This window comes from Comamonas sp. 7D-2 (assembly GCF_022749555.1).
GTDB classification, from domain to species: Bacteria; Pseudomonadota; Gammaproteobacteria; order Burkholderiales; family Burkholderiaceae_C; genus Comamonas; species Comamonas thiooxydans.
Genome location: NZ_CP094238.1, coordinates 1,743,753 through 1,759,734 on the forward strand (window position 1 = coordinate 1,743,753; position 15,982 = coordinate 1,759,734).

20 protein-coding genes, 1 tRNA gene and 1 pseudogene are annotated in these 15,982 nt (G+C 53.4%); 8 read left to right on the forward strand and 14 right to left on the reverse strand.

Annotated elements, in window-relative coordinates; all coding sequences use genetic code 11:
• Nucleotides 1-46 precede the first annotated feature (46 nt).
• Nucleotides 47-376 (forward strand): hypothetical protein, encoded by a 330-nt coding sequence (locus MPZ60_RS07970; RefSeq protein ID WP_242881895.1) that lies wholly within the window; start codon nucleotides 47-49, stop codon nucleotides 374-376.
• A 285-nt stretch (nucleotides 377-661) separates the two neighbouring features.
• On the opposite strand, the pseudogene MPZ60_RS07975 reads toward MPZ60_RS07970, so the two are convergent.
• Nucleotides 662-1,092: pseudogene (locus tag MPZ60_RS07975) on the reverse strand (helix-turn-helix domain-containing protein); the annotation flags it as partial.
• Between the two features lie 666 nt (nucleotides 1,093-1,758).
• A tRNA-Pro gene (locus tag MPZ60_RS07980) sits at nucleotides 1,759-1,835 on the reverse strand.
• Between the two features lie 967 nt (nucleotides 1,836-2,802).
• On the opposite strand from MPZ60_RS07980, the gene MPZ60_RS07985 reads away from it, so the two are divergent.
• Nucleotides 2,803-3,837 carry a DUF4238 domain-containing protein gene (locus tag MPZ60_RS07985; protein WP_242900556.1) on the forward strand — a complete coding sequence of 345 codons (1,035 nt, stop codon included), beginning with the start codon at nucleotides 2,803-2,805 and terminating at the stop codon, nucleotides 3,835-3,837.
• A gap of 365 nt (nucleotides 3,838-4,202) precedes the next feature.
• On the opposite strand, the gene MPZ60_RS07990 is transcribed toward MPZ60_RS07985, so the two are convergent.
• From MPZ60_RS07990 to MPZ60_RS08005, 4 genes are all read right to left on the reverse strand, one after another.
• Nucleotides 4,203-5,225, reverse strand: coding sequence for a tyrosine-type recombinase/integrase (locus tag MPZ60_RS07990; RefSeq protein ID WP_242881894.1), 1,023 nt, complete (start codon nucleotides 5,223-5,225; stop codon nucleotides 4,203-4,205).
• 4 nt (nucleotides 5,226-5,229) lie between these two features.
• Nucleotides 5,230-5,457, reverse strand: coding sequence for a DUF4224 domain-containing protein (locus tag MPZ60_RS07995; RefSeq protein ID WP_242881893.1), 228 nt, complete (start codon nucleotides 5,455-5,457; stop codon nucleotides 5,230-5,232).
• A 68-nt stretch (nucleotides 5,458-5,525) separates the two neighbouring features.
• Nucleotides 5,526-5,888 (reverse strand): hypothetical protein, encoded by a 363-nt coding sequence (locus MPZ60_RS08000; RefSeq protein ID WP_242881892.1) that lies wholly within the window; start codon nucleotides 5,886-5,888, stop codon nucleotides 5,526-5,528.
• 70 nt (nucleotides 5,889-5,958) lie between these two features.
• Entirely contained in the window at nucleotides 5,959-6,141 is a 183-nt protein-coding gene (locus MPZ60_RS08005; protein ID WP_242881891.1) for a hypothetical protein, read from the reverse strand.
• A gap of 404 nt (nucleotides 6,142-6,545) precedes the next feature.
• Between MPZ60_RS08005 and MPZ60_RS08010 the strand changes: the two genes are divergently transcribed.
• The 3 genes from MPZ60_RS08010 to MPZ60_RS08020 are packed head-to-tail and all read left to right on the forward strand — an operon-like array spanning nucleotide 6,546 to nucleotide 7,380.
• Complete coding sequence (locus MPZ60_RS08010) at nucleotides 6,546-6,764, forward strand: hypothetical protein (RefSeq protein ID WP_003077316.1); 219 nt, start codon at nucleotides 6,546-6,548, stop codon at nucleotides 6,762-6,764.
• Between the two features lie 31 nt (nucleotides 6,765-6,795).
• Complete coding sequence (infA, locus tag MPZ60_RS08015; protein WP_003077320.1) at nucleotides 6,796-7,068, forward strand: translation initiation factor IF-1; 273 nt, start codon at nucleotides 6,796-6,798, stop codon at nucleotides 7,066-7,068.
• A gap of 60 nt (nucleotides 7,069-7,128) precedes the next feature.
• On the forward strand, nucleotides 7,129-7,380 hold the full coding sequence (locus MPZ60_RS08020) for an RNA-binding protein (RefSeq protein WP_149356797.1): 252 nt from the start codon (nucleotides 7,129-7,131) through the stop codon (nucleotides 7,378-7,380).
• 203 nt (nucleotides 7,381-7,583) lie between these two features.
• On the opposite strand, the gene MPZ60_RS08025 is transcribed toward MPZ60_RS08020, so the two are convergent.
• Nucleotides 7,584-8,297 (reverse strand): Bro-N domain-containing protein, encoded by a 714-nt coding sequence (locus MPZ60_RS08025; protein ID WP_242881890.1) that lies wholly within the window; start codon nucleotides 8,295-8,297, stop codon nucleotides 7,584-7,586.
• A 370-nt stretch (nucleotides 8,298-8,667) separates the two neighbouring features.
• On the opposite strand from MPZ60_RS08025, the gene MPZ60_RS08030 reads away from it, so the two are divergent.
• Together MPZ60_RS08030 and MPZ60_RS08035 are read left to right on the forward strand one after the other, a co-directional pair.
• Nucleotides 8,668-9,279 carry a DarT ssDNA thymidine ADP-ribosyltransferase family protein gene (locus MPZ60_RS08030; RefSeq protein ID WP_242881889.1) on the forward strand — a complete coding sequence of 204 codons (612 nt, stop codon included), beginning with the start codon at nucleotides 8,668-8,670 and terminating at the stop codon, nucleotides 9,277-9,279.
• A gap of 9 nt (nucleotides 9,280-9,288) precedes the next feature.
• Entirely contained in the window at nucleotides 9,289-9,990 is a 702-nt protein-coding gene (locus MPZ60_RS08035) for a hypothetical protein (RefSeq protein ID WP_242881888.1), read from the forward strand.
• A 39-nt stretch (nucleotides 9,991-10,029) separates the two neighbouring features.
• Here the strand turns inward: MPZ60_RS08035 and MPZ60_RS08040 are convergent, their stop codons facing one another.
• From MPZ60_RS08040 to MPZ60_RS08055, 5 genes are all read right to left on the reverse strand, one after another.
• Nucleotides 10,030-11,244, reverse strand: a complete 1,215-nt coding sequence (locus tag MPZ60_RS08040; RefSeq protein ID WP_242881887.1) for an XRE family transcriptional regulator — start codon at nucleotides 11,242-11,244, stop codon at nucleotides 10,030-10,032.
• A complete protein-coding gene (locus tag MPZ60_RS08045; protein WP_242881886.1) occupies nucleotides 11,228-11,899 on the reverse strand; it encodes a hypothetical protein in 672 nt (223 codons plus the stop codon). The genes MPZ60_RS08040 and MPZ60_RS08045 overlap by 17 nt, the downstream gene beginning before the upstream one ends.
• Nucleotides 11,900-12,028: 129 nt before the next feature.
• Nucleotides 12,029-12,289: a hypothetical protein gene (locus tag MPZ60_RS08050; RefSeq protein ID WP_242881885.1), complete on the reverse strand. Its 261-nt coding sequence runs from the start codon at nucleotides 12,287-12,289 to the stop codon at nucleotides 12,029-12,031.
• Between the two features lie 228 nt (nucleotides 12,290-12,517).
• Nucleotides 12,518-12,652, reverse strand: a complete 135-nt coding sequence (locus MPZ60_RS25165) for a hypothetical protein (protein WP_255777527.1) — start codon at nucleotides 12,650-12,652, stop codon at nucleotides 12,518-12,520.
• Nucleotides 12,634-12,903 (reverse strand): hypothetical protein, encoded by a 270-nt coding sequence (locus MPZ60_RS08055; protein WP_242881884.1) that lies wholly within the window; start codon nucleotides 12,901-12,903, stop codon nucleotides 12,634-12,636. Before MPZ60_RS08055 ends, MPZ60_RS25165 begins: the two co-directional genes overlap by 19 nt.
• Nucleotides 12,904-13,510: 607 nt before the next feature.
• On the opposite strand from MPZ60_RS08055, the gene MPZ60_RS08060 reads away from it, so the two are divergent.
• The gene (locus MPZ60_RS08060) at nucleotides 13,511-13,969 is read left to right on the forward strand and encodes a hypothetical protein (protein WP_242881883.1); all 459 of its coding nucleotides are present in this window, start codon (nucleotides 13,511-13,513) and stop codon (nucleotides 13,967-13,969) included.
• A gap of 366 nt (nucleotides 13,970-14,335) precedes the next feature.
• On the opposite strand, the gene MPZ60_RS08065 is transcribed toward MPZ60_RS08060, so the two are convergent.
• Together MPZ60_RS08065 and MPZ60_RS08070 are read right to left on the reverse strand one after the other, a co-directional pair.
• The gene (locus MPZ60_RS08065) at nucleotides 14,336-15,001 is read right to left on the reverse strand and encodes a hypothetical protein (RefSeq protein ID WP_242881882.1); all 666 of its coding nucleotides are present in this window, start codon (nucleotides 14,999-15,001) and stop codon (nucleotides 14,336-14,338) included.
• 233 nt (nucleotides 15,002-15,234) lie between these two features.
• On the reverse strand, nucleotides 15,235-15,882 hold the full coding sequence (locus MPZ60_RS08070; protein WP_242881881.1) for a S24 family peptidase: 648 nt from the start codon (nucleotides 15,880-15,882) through the stop codon (nucleotides 15,235-15,237).
• Between the last annotated feature and the right edge of the window lie 100 nt (nucleotides 15,883-15,982).

A 15,982-nucleotide genomic window follows, 5' to 3' on the forward strand; every position in this document is an offset into this window, starting at 1 on the left:
TGAAGTCAGTACGATCCTTGCTCACACACAAAGGGGATGAATACTCATGAAAGCAGCACTGATGATCTTGGCCACATTAATGTCGGCAGGCATGGTTTTTTCTGCACATGCCGACGAGGCAAAAGCAGCCATAGCTTCAGGAGCCATCAATATGGCCGCGAACATGAATGAACTCGCTTTGGCTTGCGGGCACATGAGTTCTCAGGATGCGGAGACTGGCCGCATCAAGCAACGCGACGCGGCCATCAAAGATCTTGGTGTTGCTCCCGTCAGCTACGACAAGATGTATGCCGGTTACGCATCCGACTTCAAGAAGAAATGGGGCTCCATGACCCCGGCAAAACAAAAAAGCACCTGTGATCAGATGAAGCGCTAGCAACTCCTTTACATCATGCAACCAAGCCCGCCTCGGCGGGCCTGGTTGCATGTTTTCAACTGTTGCTGGGCGGGGCTCATGCCGCTGCCTTCTCAGTAGCTTTCCACAAAAGGCATTTCCGTCTTATCAACCGCAATCATCATGCCTATGGTGTTGGGGTCGATTTCAATTGGGGTACTCCAGATCCGGGTTTTTCTGTGCTGGCCAAATATTGAACGCACAGAGCGGTGCATCTGAGCAGATGCTGCTCTCAGTCCATTACCTCGCAGGTTCTGGTAAAAAGAATGCAGGATTGCTGGCCAACTTGCATGTCTTGGGGTGGCGTGCTCGCGTCCAGGCTGCCTCATCCGCTTTGGCTGCTCGATAGCCAGTCTTGCCTCCATTGCGCAGGAGCTCGCGGCTGATGGTAGATGCAGCTCGTTTAAAGCGGCTGGCAATGCAGCGGATAGATTCACCTGCGGCCAACGCCCTGGAGATTTCTTCTCGTTCAAGCATGGTCAATGCCAGACGAGAGCGATGCCTAGCCGCTGGTCGGATGCCACCCGTCGCACTCAGGATGGTGTGAATGGAGGTGTGTGGTCGGTCAAGCAGCTTGCCGATCTCGTGCAAGGTATCGCCAGCTTTCCAGCGATCCGACATCAGGGCCTTCTGAGCTTGAGTGCACCAATCCGCGGTCTTTGCTTTGTGCCAACACTCCTTGCGCCAGTGGCGGTCATTGTGTTGCATTGACTAGTTGAATCCACAGTCGATAGCTGCCTTAGATCACTGGCGGCTCTCGGTTGCGGCCATTGTTAGCCTGCGACTTGAACGGCGGCTAGTGCAGTTAGTTGACACTGGTGCAGCTAGATATAACGTACCAATAGGTTGTTCACCCGCTCCGAAACTGGAAAGCTGTGGTTGTCACGCCATCGCCACTCTTGTGGGGAGACTGCTCGTGGGCATAGGCGTGGTACCACCAAGCCATGCCTTGGGTGATCATGGCCAGGCCAACATCGAGAGTTTGTGGCCCCAATGGGTGCTGACGCAGGAGCGACCCAAAAGCAGACCTGTCGCCTGTATCGGTCTGTCTTGGTGCTGCGCAGCTCAGCCTCTTTCTGAAATGTCAGCTCGGCTAAGGCTTGCCGGGCACGCTCTCCGACGGCTGCTTGCGCTCAGGGGCGTCAATGCCCTGCAGTCTTGCCTTGAGCCGTTCGTATTGCCCTGGTCTCCGTATCGGGTGGTCAGGGTGCCTCCGTCTGAGATGCTGACGATAAGGCAGAAGCGGGGTGAGCATGGATTCAGTCTATTCAACTCACAAGTAGATGGGAGCGCTTTGAAGTCCATGAGGCGTAAGTGTGGACAGACAAAAGGGGTTAGACCTTTCGATCTAACCCCTTGTCATTTGGTCGGAGCGGCGGGATTCGAACTCGCGACCCTCTGCTCCCAAAGCAGATGCGCTACCAGGCTGCGCTACGCTCCGAAGCGCTGTTAATGTAGCTTGAAATTGGGCTCGGAATTCAGAAATTCATGTGCAATTTGATGCAACTAGCCTGCAACCACATGCTGTTGAGGCTCGATTTTCGGCAAAAAAACCATGGGTATGGTGCTGCACGAGACGCTGTCGGTGCTTTGTCGTGTCGTGGGTGGGGTGAAAAATCGCACCGATTTCACACCCCCTTGAGGGCCGCTTAGGATAAGGGACGGGCGCGGGTTCACTTCCCGCCAGTCCACCATCTCCCAACAACCCAGCACATGCTGGGTTGTTTCAATCATCTGCCCGTAGCTCAGTTGGATAGAGCAACAGCCTTCTAAGCTCAACCAACAAACAAGCGTTCAAGCGGGTTTCCTGCGTTTTTCTGCTCCGCTTTGCTGTATGTTTAAACAGTATTTAAGCGACGCAGATATGTTGCCGTATGAGCCATTGCGGAGCATGTGGAGATGATCTGTCTTCGAGCAGTAACCTGCTGAGCGTTGGCCAGTTGTGTTGCTATGGCAACCAATCGACAGACGCCATCAGAACCTCTATAGCTGATCGGCTAGGCCGAAACTACCAGTCCGCCTTTCTCTCTTTAAGATCCTGTATAGCGTTAAATAGAGGTCGCTAAGGTCTGTGACCAATGTCCGCTATATGAGTGAATCGCATGTGCCTAACTATCTTTGTTGACAACTAGATTGCCGTAGAGCGTTCCCGCTAGCCCCACCATGAAGGCTAAGTCGTTGCCTTGAGGTGCTCGATATGGTGTAAAAATATGCTTCGGGTCAAGCGGTTTAATGTGCAATCCAGCGTATTTTTCTCAGGAACTTAATATGGAAATATCATGGAACCTGGTTAGTCCCTGTCCTGCAGTGAATAAAATGGTTCAGAATTTGCTTGCTGTTGGAAAGGGGCTATAGAGCGACCTTGGTCTTACTGAGTACTCAATTTAGGTTACACGAACGATTTTGTAATGCCCGCGAAGAAAAAACATCATTACGTTCCCCAAATGCACCTACGGCGCTTTTCATCTGATAACGCGAGTATTCGGCTCTGCAATATCGCATCTGGACGTATTGTCGATGCTGCACCCATTAAGGGTCAGTGCTATCGAGACTATATGTATGGTAAGACTTCTGAGCGTGAGGATGCACTTGGGAAGATCGAGGGTACTGTTAAAAAAATACTCGACACTGTAATTCAGTCTGGAAAGTTACCAGAAGCGAATTCTCCAGAACGAAACGCCATTTTGCTTTTTGTCGCGCTGCAGTACGGTAGGACCGCGTACGTAGCTGATGCAATGAACGATCTCGTAAGCAAATTGACAAAATACTTGGGAGGGGGTAAGCCGGAATTGGTCGACTTCTTTGAAAATGGTGGGCGTATCGGCATCAAGAATGTAGGTGTTCTCGGCGCGAAGATGGCCCTTGAAAACTATCCGACCCTGGCGGATCTTCAGATGGTATTAATTAAGGCAATGCCAAAAATGGAATTCGTCACAAGTGACGCACCAGTAGTCTTCTATAATCAAGCCTTTGAGGGTCTACTAAAGAGTCCATCAACAGGTTGGGAATGGAAAGGACTTCAGTGCTTTTTTCCAATCAGTCCAGATTACACATTGCTGCTCTTTGATAGTTCAGTATACAGAGTAAAGTCTGGAAATGTGCGGCAGGCCACAGAGAAGGATATGCATAGCCTTAACATACTCCAGTATGTTGCGGCCTATGATAACGTCTACTTTCTTTCCCCAAAAAATGAACAGGTGCTTGGTTGGAGAGAAGGTTCGATCCGATGCCGCCGTAAAGAGAAGGTAGAGCTAGAGCTTCATAAGAATATAATCCCAAAGAGCGTTCAAAAAAAAGAATTGTTGATTGCATCGAAGACAGACATAAGAATAGGTTTAAAACTATCTTTTATGAGAATTTCAAAATCTGGAGAAAGTGAAGTTAATAATTTCATGAGTCTCAGTCCTCGTCCATTGATTGCCTCCAGAAACAACCGGCGTTAGAAAGCTTTCAACAAGTTGATCATCCGTAGATTGAGCATCGACCTCAATGAAAACGAGCGCAGATGAGGGTACAGGCGTGCCCGCAGTAAGGTGAACGCGTGGTAGGCGAGTGAATTTAAGGTTTGCTTTTGGCAGATTCTGTTGAAAAACTCTCTACAACCTCCTTGAATCAAGCTTTAGGGAGACCCCACCCCTTCTAGCAGCTGAGATCGTCGATCCTGGTGCGATCTGGTAGGTCGATTTTTCTGTCAGTGTGGCATGCCCAAGAGCTTCGGAGTTTTCAACAGAATCGGCTGATCGCACTCGGTTGCAACATGTCGATCGGTCAGTGATACGACCACCTAGAGCAGACAGCAAGAGCACCACTATCTGGTCGCCTGAACCTTGGCACCTCGGCGCAGATAGTGGCGCTTTGTCGTCTGCACCGACGTGTGCCCCAGCTGCTTGGACGCAGCCAGTTCTCCGCGCTCATCGGCCACATCGTCAGCAGCCTTGGCGCGCAGGTCGTAGAACCAGAAGGCGCGGATCTGCGCCGCCAGCGTGGCATTGCCATGTTTATCGGCCTCATTAGCGGCGGTCGATCGCGCAGTCTCAAACGCTTTGCGCAGCATTTGCTGGGACATAGCCTTGCCGTATTGGCTCACCAGCAGATTTGCGCACCAGGTCTTGTGCAATTTCTTGCGCGCCTCGATACGATCCAGCAGGGCCTTTAGCTCGCCTTCGATGATGAATCGAAGGGGGGCAGCTGTCTTGCTTTGCTTGATCACGAGGTAGCCATCGATGATGTCGTGCTCGGTCAGCGATCGCGTATCGCCGGGGCGCTGGCCTGTCAGATAGGCAAGGTCCATAGCATCCTTCAATGCCACGTTGCCATGCTCGTAGACCAGGCGATAGACCTCATCGGAGATGTAGACCTCGCGCTTGCCGAGCGAGTGACCTTCGATGCCGGTGCAAGGGTTCTCGTTTTCCGTCCAGCCCCAGGCCCTGGCCATGTTGAACATGTGTGAGAACACGCGCTTGAGCCGGTTGGCGGTGGTGGGGGTGTCCTTTGCCCATTGCAGTAGCAGATAGATGTGCTTGGGCTTGATGGCATTCAACGGGGCTGGCGTCGGGTTGCAGAAGAAGGTGCGCAGCTTCTTCAAGTCGCCCAGCTGGGTGGCCTGCGTGGACTTGGCTTTGAGGGGGATAACCTCTGCCTCGTACTTGTCTGCCAACTCTGCGAAGTTCTCTGAAACAGGCCGGGCAGGCATGGCAGAAAGCTCAAGCCATTTCTGCACAGCGACTCGGTAATCGCTGCCCAGAGGGATCTCCTTGCGCGGCTTGGCGCCTGTGTCGAAGTAGTAGTAGGTTGTGCCGGACTTCTGTTTGCGGGCCCGGAAGTTGGGCATTGCTTTAACCATGGCTAAACGCAGGCTCCCATGTTGCAGTGCTGTCCTCTGGAATGGCCTGGCCTTCGATGGAGTGACGGGTCACGATAGGCCGGCCCACAGCGTTGAGATAAAACGGAATCTTCATGGCGCGCAGCGCGGCTGCCTGAAGCATTTCACGGGTCTTGCCCGACTTGCCGCGCGCAATGCCGGTGAGTTCCTTGACTTCTTCTGGAGTTAGGAAGGTGCTCATGATCGTTAAGTCCATAAAAAAGCCCCGCTCAGTGGCGAGGCTCGGGGTTGATCGATCGACTGCGCCGATCACATCGCGTGCTGCGGGTGCGCATGCCGCGTTGAAGCACTGGCAGACTCCTGGCTGCGCGCCGGCACCAGTGCGCAGTGAATGACGCGTGCATGCACCTCGCTGCGTGGCGGGCGGCAGGCCAGCGTGTGGATGCGGGCGCGCTCCAGCTCCACCACCAGGGCGGCGCCGGGCAGCAGCGCTGCATGGTGCTCTTGCCAAAAGCGCTGCGCCGCCACGCCCGTCCAGGTAGTGCGCCACGGCTCGGTGTGGTGCGGGCCCAGGCGGTCCAGCAGCAGCAACTGCAGCTGAAAAGCGCCGCACAGCGCCATGCTGGCCTGCGGCGGGGTGCGGCTGAGGAAAAGCGTTCCGGTATGGCGCATACATGCCTCCTGTTTCGGCAATAAAAAAGCCCGCACGAAGGCGGGCAATGGCAATGGGGTGGAAGGATCTCTAGGTCTTGTTTCGGCCTCGATAGTCGAGATCCGTGGCGGAGTAGTTCTCGCGCTTGCGCCAGTCCATCTGGACGGGGCCGGCATGGTCGGTGGGATAGGTGATTCGCTCTTTCTCCCGGCTGAGCTCCCATCGCTTGGCTTCCACGACATGGTGAACGGCGGACTTTTTAGTGTTGCTCATGGCTAAGACTCTCAGTAAATTTCCGAATGGCTTGTCCCACGGTACAGGGTTACCGCGGGCAGGTCTATCGATTTCTTGTTCGAAAGAGCAGAGGGGAGATCTGGCTCAAGCACCACCCCTTTGCCGGCGCTGCATGTTGTAAACCAAAGGTCTTTCACTTGACCTATACTGGTTCCACTCGCTGTTTAGGCCGTTCGCCCCAACAGTGCCTGTCTGACACCATTGCCGCCCCTTGGCCGCAGGTAGCCGCTCTTCTAGCAAAGCACGCGGTGGTCACTCCCCTCTAGGCGAACTCCCCAGATCCTGAACATTCTTATGGATCTGCGTTGCCCCCTGTATTCACGGCGGGCCTTCCCTATCTCACTTGATGGTCTGCGCAATCGTGCGTGCGGCCGTCCGTTTTCATGCTGCACAAAAACATTACAGAGCAGATTGGCCGCTACGTGGTCACACCTCTGACACAGCCGAGCACCAGCGGCCAATTCCTGGCTGCCGTTTCCATTCGCCGCGGCGCTTATGACCGCGTCATTCGATTTGTCCCTCAGTTTTCTAATGAGTCGCTCGCCTCTAACTATGCCCTGACCGAGGGGCGCAACATGGTGCTGAACCACAGTCTGAATTGAGCGACTGAACCCTTCACTCACAGGAGCTACTTTGGCAAAAGAAGAACTAATCGAGATGTCAGGACGAGTTGATGAAGTGCTGCCGGATGCGCGATTTCGCGTGACTCTGGAGAACGGCCATCAGCTCATCGCATACAGCGGCGGAAAGATGCGCAAGCACCGTATTCGCGTTCTGGCAGGCGACAAAGTGACCGTTGAAATGTCGCCCTACGACCTGAACAAGGGACGAGTGACCTTTCGCCATCTTGCTCCACGCACTGGCGGCGCTCCTGGTGGCAATCCTGCCTTCAAGCGTCGTCGCTAACCCTCTCAACCTCCTATTCGCTCATCGCTGAAATGCATGAGCTCACTTTGAAAGAACACAATGCAAAACAATCTCTATGTCACCAATCTCAGCTACACGGTTGACAGCGATGCCCTGCGCGCACATTTCGGCAGCTGCGGTGATGTCGTCGCCGCTGACATCATCATGGACCGTGAAACCGGCCGCTCGCGCGGCTTCGGCTTTGTGGAAATGAGCACTCCCGAGCAAGCGCAGAAAGCTATCCAGGAGCTGAACGACCAACCGCTGGGCGGTCGCGCTGTGGGAGTGGCCCTGGCCCGTCCACGCAAATAATCTTCTTCGATCTGTAAGAAGGGCCCACGCCAAAAGCGTGGGTTTTTTCTTTTTTGGGGCGGTACTTGCAGCCGGCCGTTCCTCAGTCAAAGCCCGCAGACACTAAAAAGCCCGCGCGGCGTGGGCCGGGCGGGCTGGGTTTGGAATGAAATCAGGCTTCAGCGTTGATGTATCAAGCGCTGGCAGCTATGAAATTGATAAATCTACTGCAGCTGCAGACGGCCTTGATGGCTGGGCTGAGCAGGTTGGGCGGTTTGGTTGGGCTGGGCCTGCTGCAGCGCTTGCAGCTCGGCGCGTGTGGCCATGCGCTGGGTGCAGGCTGCCGCCAGTCGCGCCAGGGTTGTATCGCTCACGATCAGATCGGTGCGCACGGCCTGGGTCAGCTGAGCCAGCGTCATCACCATGGCGCCGGCCTCGATGGGCTGCACATAGGGGTTCATCGCGCCGCCCGCGCCGCGGGTAAAAGACAGCAGCATGCGCGTGGAGTGGGGCGCTTCGCCCTCCAGCATCACGGCGTCGAACACGGCCTGATAGACCTGCAGCGTGGCTGCATGGGCTAGTTGGTGGGCGTGCTCCACCAGATGAACGTCGCGTTGCTGGGCGCCATAGCCGCCGGTCTGGCGAATGCTGGGCAGCACCTCGCTGGTCACCCACTTGGCAAACTTGCGCGCTTCAGGTTTGCGGCTGCGCAGGACAAGGGCATAGAGGCCGGATTCGCTAATAAACAGCATGCTTCCGCCACGCTCTAACGGTTCGTTATACCGCTCGTCTTCGTCGATGTGATCGCTGATTGCCTTGCTGGTGTTGCGGTAGCCGAGGGCTTCGCAAACGTCGTTGGCGACAAACCAGGGTTGGTTGTCGCGCGTGGTGACGCGAACGGCATGTGTGCCGAAGTTGAAAGGAGTGATGTCAGCCATGACGGCCTCCGAAGGTTGTGTGCTTTGCTACAACCACCGCCGCTCGCTTCCCAACAAATGGCGGTGACTCGAAGGGGTAGGAAGACCGGACAACCCTGCGGCAAACCGGCGAGCCTCGCGGCTCCCCCTCCGAGCCACCATAAAACTGGGGCCACAGACGACAAAGCCGCACGACTGCGGTTCAGGTGCGGCTTTGTTGTCACCGCAAGATTGTTTCGGGCTTCCCAACCCGATCACGCTTTACTGGCGTGACGTTATGGAGTGTATAGGAAGCGTTGTGTTGATGTCAAAAAAATCAATCCGAAGAAGAATGATGCATCCATGTAACTTTTTTGTTACCATTTGATGGTATTTATTTTGAGGAGATGTCGTGAGTATTCAAGAATATGTGCAGCAGCGTGGTATTAGAAGTTTGATTCATTTTACGAGAAAAGATAATCTTTCATCAATATTAGAGAGTGGTCTTCTGCGCAGAGATATTCTTATTGAGGATGGGTTTGATAATTATAATGATGAGATTCGGGTTGATAAAACTTCGGCCGTGTGTACAACAATTAGCTTTCCTAACTATAGGATGTTCTACCGTCTTCAACAGGAAAATCCTGGTGTTGAATGGGTTGTTCTTGAAATATTTCCAAGAGCTTTATGGGAGTTGGAGTGCGCATTCTGTAAGACAAATGCGGCATCTACAACTGTCTCTTCCATATCTATTGAAGAAAGAAAACAGCTTCCTGCATTAAAATCTATGTTTGGAGATTTTCATGATAGAACTCGTGAGAGTTTGAAAATTCCAGATGAATATACTACCGATCCCCAAGCGGAAGTTTTATTCATTGATGGGATACCTCGTGAATACATTAAAAATATTAATGTAAAGTATAGCGCGGAAAGAGACGATTTGCTGAAAATGTATCCTGGTTGGAAGATTTGGTATAATTGGCCTTACTTCTCACCGCGCAGCGATTATGCGCACTGGATGTAATGGTGCAATATGGCTTCTCGTCCTATTTTTTCTCCCTCAATCAGTGGCCGTACGCTAGTGCAAACGCGCTTTGTTGACTTTGAGTGGTCTCCTGGGTTGGCCAAAAGTCAGGCGCAAAAATCTATTGTCTCGTTGCATTCAAATGCAGCAAGGATTTTTAATATAGATAGAGTTTTGGAAATATCTAGTAAGTCATTGGATGAGCTGGGTGTGCAGCTTAGCGCATTTAATTTGATGGTGAAAACTCCGAGAGGTCGCGAATACAGTTTGGAATGTGCATATCAAGCCAGTAAGGTTTTTGAGTATGCGGGCCCGTTTCCTGATATGTTGGAGATGAGTTCTCTCGAAGCAAAAAAAGATCCACGGTTGAAGAATAGTGGTAGCCTTATTAAGTTTAGCTTTTATGGACGAGACTGGGATCTTTTGCCGCGCACAGCATTTTATGACTGGTTATATATAAATGCTTTGCATAGGCAGCCAAATCTTGCCGAAAAAGTGCTTGAGTATCGTGCTTTCTCGGATATTGCATTTAATCCCGAGAAGTCTATAAATTGCCAAGCCTATGCTGCGGCGCTTTACGTCTCTCTTCATGAAAGAGGACTTTTAACTTCAGAGCTTCTTGGAAATAAAGAAGCATATCTTGAGGTTATTCAAACTGGTGAGGTGAGTAATGCTCATGAGGACTCACGGGTGCAGGATCGATTGCTTTAAAGAAAAAGCCCGCGAACACGGGCTTTTTCTTTCTTTCGCTCAACGCCTGAAGTCTGTTAACGACATGACTTTGGCAGTTTCTCCATTGCTAACTCGCTGTGTGACGCGAGTAGACGCCGTGTAAGAGCGTAGTGTTGCCAACTCCACCACCTGCGGAGGGCTGGAGAAATAGCCTTCACGCAGGCCACAAAGCTGCTCGACGTCGCGGGCGCTAAGACCGATGTAGCGGGGCAGGGCTTCGACGGTTACAACGCCCGCATTGATCAGCAGCTCTACGGTTCGGCGCAGCAGGCGGGGCTTTTCCGGCTCCCACTTTTCGTCAAACGGTTCCGACTTGGCACCCCAGCGGGCAGAGCGGCGTTTGAAGAGGGTGTCTTTCTCTTCATCCGTAATCAGCCCAATTCTGTGCAGGCGCATGAGCATTGCGGCGGCGGATACGCCCCAGCGTTGCTTGAGGATAAGGAGGTTGTCTAGGTTGACTGGCACGCGTACAGCGTCTGCAAAGGTTTCTGCAGGCAGCAGCAGCGCACCGGCAAAGTGGTGAGCCTGCTTTTCCATCAAGTTATAGCGTTCGCGGTCTGGCGATGGCGGGATGTGCTTGTGCAGCACCAGGTGCCCGATTTCATGGGCCAAGTCGAAGCGGCTGCGGAAGCCATTGGCCTTGTCGGCCGATAGCAGGACGATGGGCAAGCCCAGCACAGTGCTCCAGCTAGACAGACCTTCAATGGTGGCGATCTCCGTTTCTTCGCGTATGACCAGAATGCCTGCACTTTCTGCGGCCAGCACCAAGTCTTGTATGGGTGTGCGGCCGAGCTGCCAGCGTTGGCGGCACTCTTCCGCTGCTGCTTCAATGTCGGCGTCGGTGATTTCTTCGGGGGCAAGAAAGTCACGCTCTGGCAGATTGAGTGCTGGGTAGTCCACGTGCTGGGCAAACAGGACTGCCAAGTCTTGCGCCCAGTTGGCGCGCTCATTGAGCTTGGCACGCGCGGCCTTGAGGGCGAGCGCGTTGCTGCGATACAGAGGGGCAGAGACTGGAGGGAGTGTAGGACGGGTCAACCATTCGGCTTCTACGTTCAACGTGGATGCAAGGCGGTCAAAGGTTTCCGCTTCGGGAAACTGATCGCCTTTGCACCACTTGGTGACGGTAGATGAGGCTACGCCCACAAGGCTGGCGAGTTGGCCCTTGGTGAGGCCGCGTGCAACCAGTGCTTGATCAAGCCGTGTTGGTTGCAGATCGTTAATTCCCTTGGTCATTTCCGGTTTGTTTCTTGGGTTGTGCCTTAAGTGTGGGCACTGCTCCGTCTTGCTGATTGTTTTTCTCGGGCAGGTCGTAGAGCTTAAGGAATTCAGTTAGGGGCTTGCGATAGAGCCAGGAGTTCATGTCAGGTGCGGGCAGTGCAATCATGACTTGCGTCAAGGCAGAGATTTTTGCACCAGCATTCCAGCCGTCCATCACTCCGAGAATAAAAATTGTGCCAACAGAGACTGGCTTTTCAGCGTCGAACAGGTCGCCCTGGATGTAGGTGCGCTCAATAGGGGTGTTGAGTTGTGCCAGCTTCTTGCGGGTTTCGCTGTTTTTGAGCTTGACCCACTTGTGACCGGGAACGTTAAGGCGGGCAATGTTGAAGATTCCTAGCTTGCCAACCACTAGCCTTGTTCCGCTGAGTGGGGTGGGCTCGGCACCGTGCACAGCAAATGCCTCATGAAAGCTCTCGTTAACAAAGAGGTGCCGAATTTGTCCAGCTCCTGATGGCCGATGCCCCTGCTCGAAGAGCTTGGGGGCAAGAGTGAGGCATTTCTGATCTCCGGCCTTGTAGGCATCGTCGAGAGCCATCAAAGCGTCGCGAGGAATGTTCTCTTTGATGAGCTGCTCAAGCTCAAGAGGGCCGAGTTTGGACAAGGATGGCACGTCTGACACTCTTTCATTGAGTTTCGTATGTGCGGAATTTTATATTAAATAGTTTCGTGTGAGTATGCTGGCTCCTTGAAAGTGAGTCTTAGTATGATACTGTATAAACATACAGTTGATGTTGGTGTTTCAACTGATCCCCGTCAGCTTGGCCAGTTCTGTCAGCCGCTGGTGCCCCATGGCCATTTGCTGCTGCCGGTCGCGAAGCCTGTCCAGCAAGGCTGTGCCCTTGGCGTGCCAGTCGGCATGTAGCACCATATCGGTGGGCAGGTTGCGCAAGGCCAGCAGGTCGCGCTGCTGATCGGCGTTGAGGTTGCGCAGGTCTCGGGAGAGCGGGGCTTGCTCGCCGGCCAGTCGCACCAGCTCGTCGCGGTCTGAGGTGTCGGTCATCAAGACTCCTTGGTGATCAAAAAAGCCCGCAGGGTCTGGAGCCTTGCGGGCCTTTGTTTGGGTAATGGTTTCTGAATTTATGAGCGCGTTGCGCTTGCTCTAGCTGCGTTTGAAAGTAGTTTGATGCCGATAGCTTTGCTGGGCTGGCGGTAGCTGCTTTGCTTTCCATAGCGCGTAGCAGGCGGCTGCGCTGGCGGTCGCGGTGCTGCAGCTCGTGCAGCACGGTGTCTATCGGATGCATCGGCAGGAGATTCCCAAGCCCAGGTGGCCCAGCTCGGCAAAGCCGTGGTCAAACGCTTCGGCGGTGTTGCGGGCGATGTGCTGGATGGCGATGCAGCCGCATTTCAGAACAAAGATGCGCATGGCGACGGCTCCTCGAAAAGCTGCAGATTCAGGTGGTTGGTGGTGCCGGCGCGCACGCGGTTGATGGTCATCAGGGCCGGGCCATGCTGGCTGCGGCGCCGTGGCTTGCTGGCCTGCGCTTCTTGCTCGGCCGCAATGCGTGCGCGGGCTTTGGCGAAGGTGTCGGCAATGTTGGTGCTGGCCGAGTTGCTGTACTGAAATGCCGCGCTGGTGATCGGCACGCTGGGCAAGGTGTGGCGAGCTGCTTGCATGGGTTCTCCGGTTGAGGGCAAAAGAAAAGCCCGCTCAGCGGTTGCTGGCGGGCTTGGGGATTGGCGGCTGCAGCTGTTGACTGGCGCAGGCCGTGAATAAAGAGCCGATGCCCTTGCAGGCATGCCAGAGGAAGTGAAGTGGAGGGAGGAGATGCCTCTGGCTCGGCGAAAACCGTTCAAACCGCAGCGCCCTGGTGCAAGGCGCTCTGGTTTGGCCCCGACGCGCTCGGGGAGGGCGGTGCCGGGATTCCAACCGGCGTTGCCGTTCTTGCTCTTGGCCGCATTCGCCTCACCCTTTTGACCGTTTACGCCCTTTGGCGGCTGGATACGGCAGGGATGCCGCGCAGAGCAGCGGCCGTGCCCGCTGATGCGATGGTGCCCGGGGACGCTCCGCGTGGGTGGAGCGAACGACATGGGCGTGTGGTGCGAGAGTGGATGGAAAAGGGCGGGATCCGCTCGCTGTAATAACATCTGGATTCCGACATCACAGACTTCTTACAGGAGGGATCCCATGAACGGTGGCTATAGACCAGAACCCGATGCACAGGTACCAATGGAGAGGCGCATGCCTCAGCCTCCGCCAAAGCCTTCAAACTAAGGAGCTTTCATGACCCGCGCAGATTTGGAATTCGATGTTCGATTCGGCTATTGGTATAACTTTTTGAACGAGAAGTTTTACAGCCGTTGGGACTTGTTTTTCAATCTGGTGCAGCTTGTTGGTGGCAGCGCTGCAGCAGCGGGTGTTATGGCTGGTTCGTCCAGTCTGGTTGCGGGTAGCGGCGTGGCCCTGGCGGTTTGCGCTGCTTGCTCTTTGGCTTGGCAACCTGGCTTGAAGGCGGAGCGTCACGCCAATACCAAGCGGTCCTTCATTGATCTCAAAGGGCGAATGCCGAGCATGTCGGATGCCGATTGCCTTCAAGCATGTGCTGAGCTTCAGAAGGGTGAGGCAGGGCTTCCATCTCTCAATATGCCCGCCGTCAACATGACGCGAAGAGAATTGGGTGATGCCTATGACTTTGCAGGCATGACCCGTTGGCAGCGCTTTGTTCAGCGCCTCGCCATGTGACCCTTTTCCATCCACTCTCTTGTTAAAGACCGGGCCTGACCCGGTCGATGCCGTGGCGCCCATCGCATCTGCAACCTCTGCTGCGCTCCTTTGATGCCAACTGCGCGCTTGCGTTGATGGCGTTGGCCCTGCGTTGACGGGGCTTGGGTGTGGGGCGGCTGTTGCTGCGATTGATGAATTTAACCATGGTTAAATCATCTTCGTCAACCATAGTTAAATTTCCTTGTGAAGTTTTCTTCAATTGAAGAGGTGGAATTGAAAAAGCCCGCTGTTGCGGGCTTGGGGATGCGAGGACTTGCTTCTATCCATTGCAATCAGTCGCACGTGATCAAATTTTTTGGTCACCTGAGTGAAGGGCTGGTATCACTAGGCACTTTTAACTCTGCTTTTACGAATTTTTGCTTCATGAAAATATCCGCCTCCATATGAGCGACCTAGCCAAACGAAGGATAAGCATATCAAGATGCTCAACGCCGTAAGTGCAACATAAAACCAGTTTATTGAATTTTTAAATCTAAACTCTGGCAGTGAATAAAATAGCAAAATAATCCATAGTATTGAAACGTAAATACTTATTATTTGGTTGATTTTTGATACTGATATATATGATGGTCCGGTAATGAGGTGTATCGCTTTTTCGCCAATGCTATTTATTGAATTCCTTGACATTACCGTTTTATAAAGTGGTCCTGTAACCTCATCTTCTAGAACATCAACGTGCTTCTCCCAATTTTCTTGCCAAAACTTACTCCCTCTGTTGACGCATACCCATGCAAAAGAGAATACGATGCCGAGGCAAGCAAGAATTACAGCAAGATCTTGCTTGTTTTCTGCTGATGATGCTTGGATTGCGAGAAAACCAGCCATTGTTGCGCCGATGAATGTCCAGAAGTATGTTGCTCGCTTCCAATAAAGCTCGATCTCGAACTTTCTTATATCTAGAGCTTGTTTTAGGGCCTCCGCCTCTTTACCTTTGAAAGCTTCTTTATACTTTTCATGAGTTATTATTTCTGTGCTGGTTTCTTGTGTCATTTCTATTTTGATTGGCCTCAGAGGAGGTAAATGTATTTTTACATCCTCTTGAGCTATGGAAGCTGAAAATTAGATTGAAATAATTTATCGTTTACTTTAGGGGAAAATATAAATCGATAGTGCAAAAGACGGCCAATAATGTAGTAGTCACTGAGGAAAATAGATTATTTTCGAACTCTGCAAAGTGTAGTTCTGTTGGGAACGGCGATTGCTTTGCAGCCTGGTTGATTGGGCTACAGCTTCTGTCCGTTCCAAGCCCAGACCACACGGCCCAGCACGCGAACCTGGTGGTCGCCGTTCAGCTCGTCCACGGTCTTGATGTTGGGGTTGTCCGAGCTGACTTCCAAGTTGCCGCTCATGCGCATGCGAACGCGCTTGATATAGGTCTGGCCGTGCACGTCCAGGACGTAGACGCCTTCATGGCTGGCGGGGTCGCGCGAGCCTACGTCGACCAGCAGCACATCGCCGTCGCTGAAGGTGGGCGACATGCTTTCGCCTTGGGCGTGAATGAATTTCAGCTCTCGGATATTGCCGGGCTTGATGTGCTGGTTGATCCAGTGGGCGGATAGCGCCAGGTCGCCCACCACATAGTCCGCATCGAGCGTGTCGTTGCCTTTGCCCATGCTGCCGCTGTTGGCCAGTATGGGGATGCGCACCAAATCTTCGTTTTCTTCTGAAAAAACAATGCTGTTGGCATTGCGGGCCATGTCGCCCATACCGGTTGCAAGCCAGTCTGACGACACATTCAGGCGTGCGGCGGCCTTGGCGTTGTTTTCGGCAGTGAAAGCCTTGCTCTCGCCCTCAAGGACTTTGCGCGCAGCCTGATAGGAGACGCCAACAGACCTCGCAAGCTCTGTGATGTCGACACCGGCGGCTTTCATTGCCTTCTCTAGGCGTTCTTTGTAATCAACCATGGTTGAAATCATGGCGGAATCAATACTAACTATGGTTGCTTTCATGTTTTAACTAAGGTTAAACTTG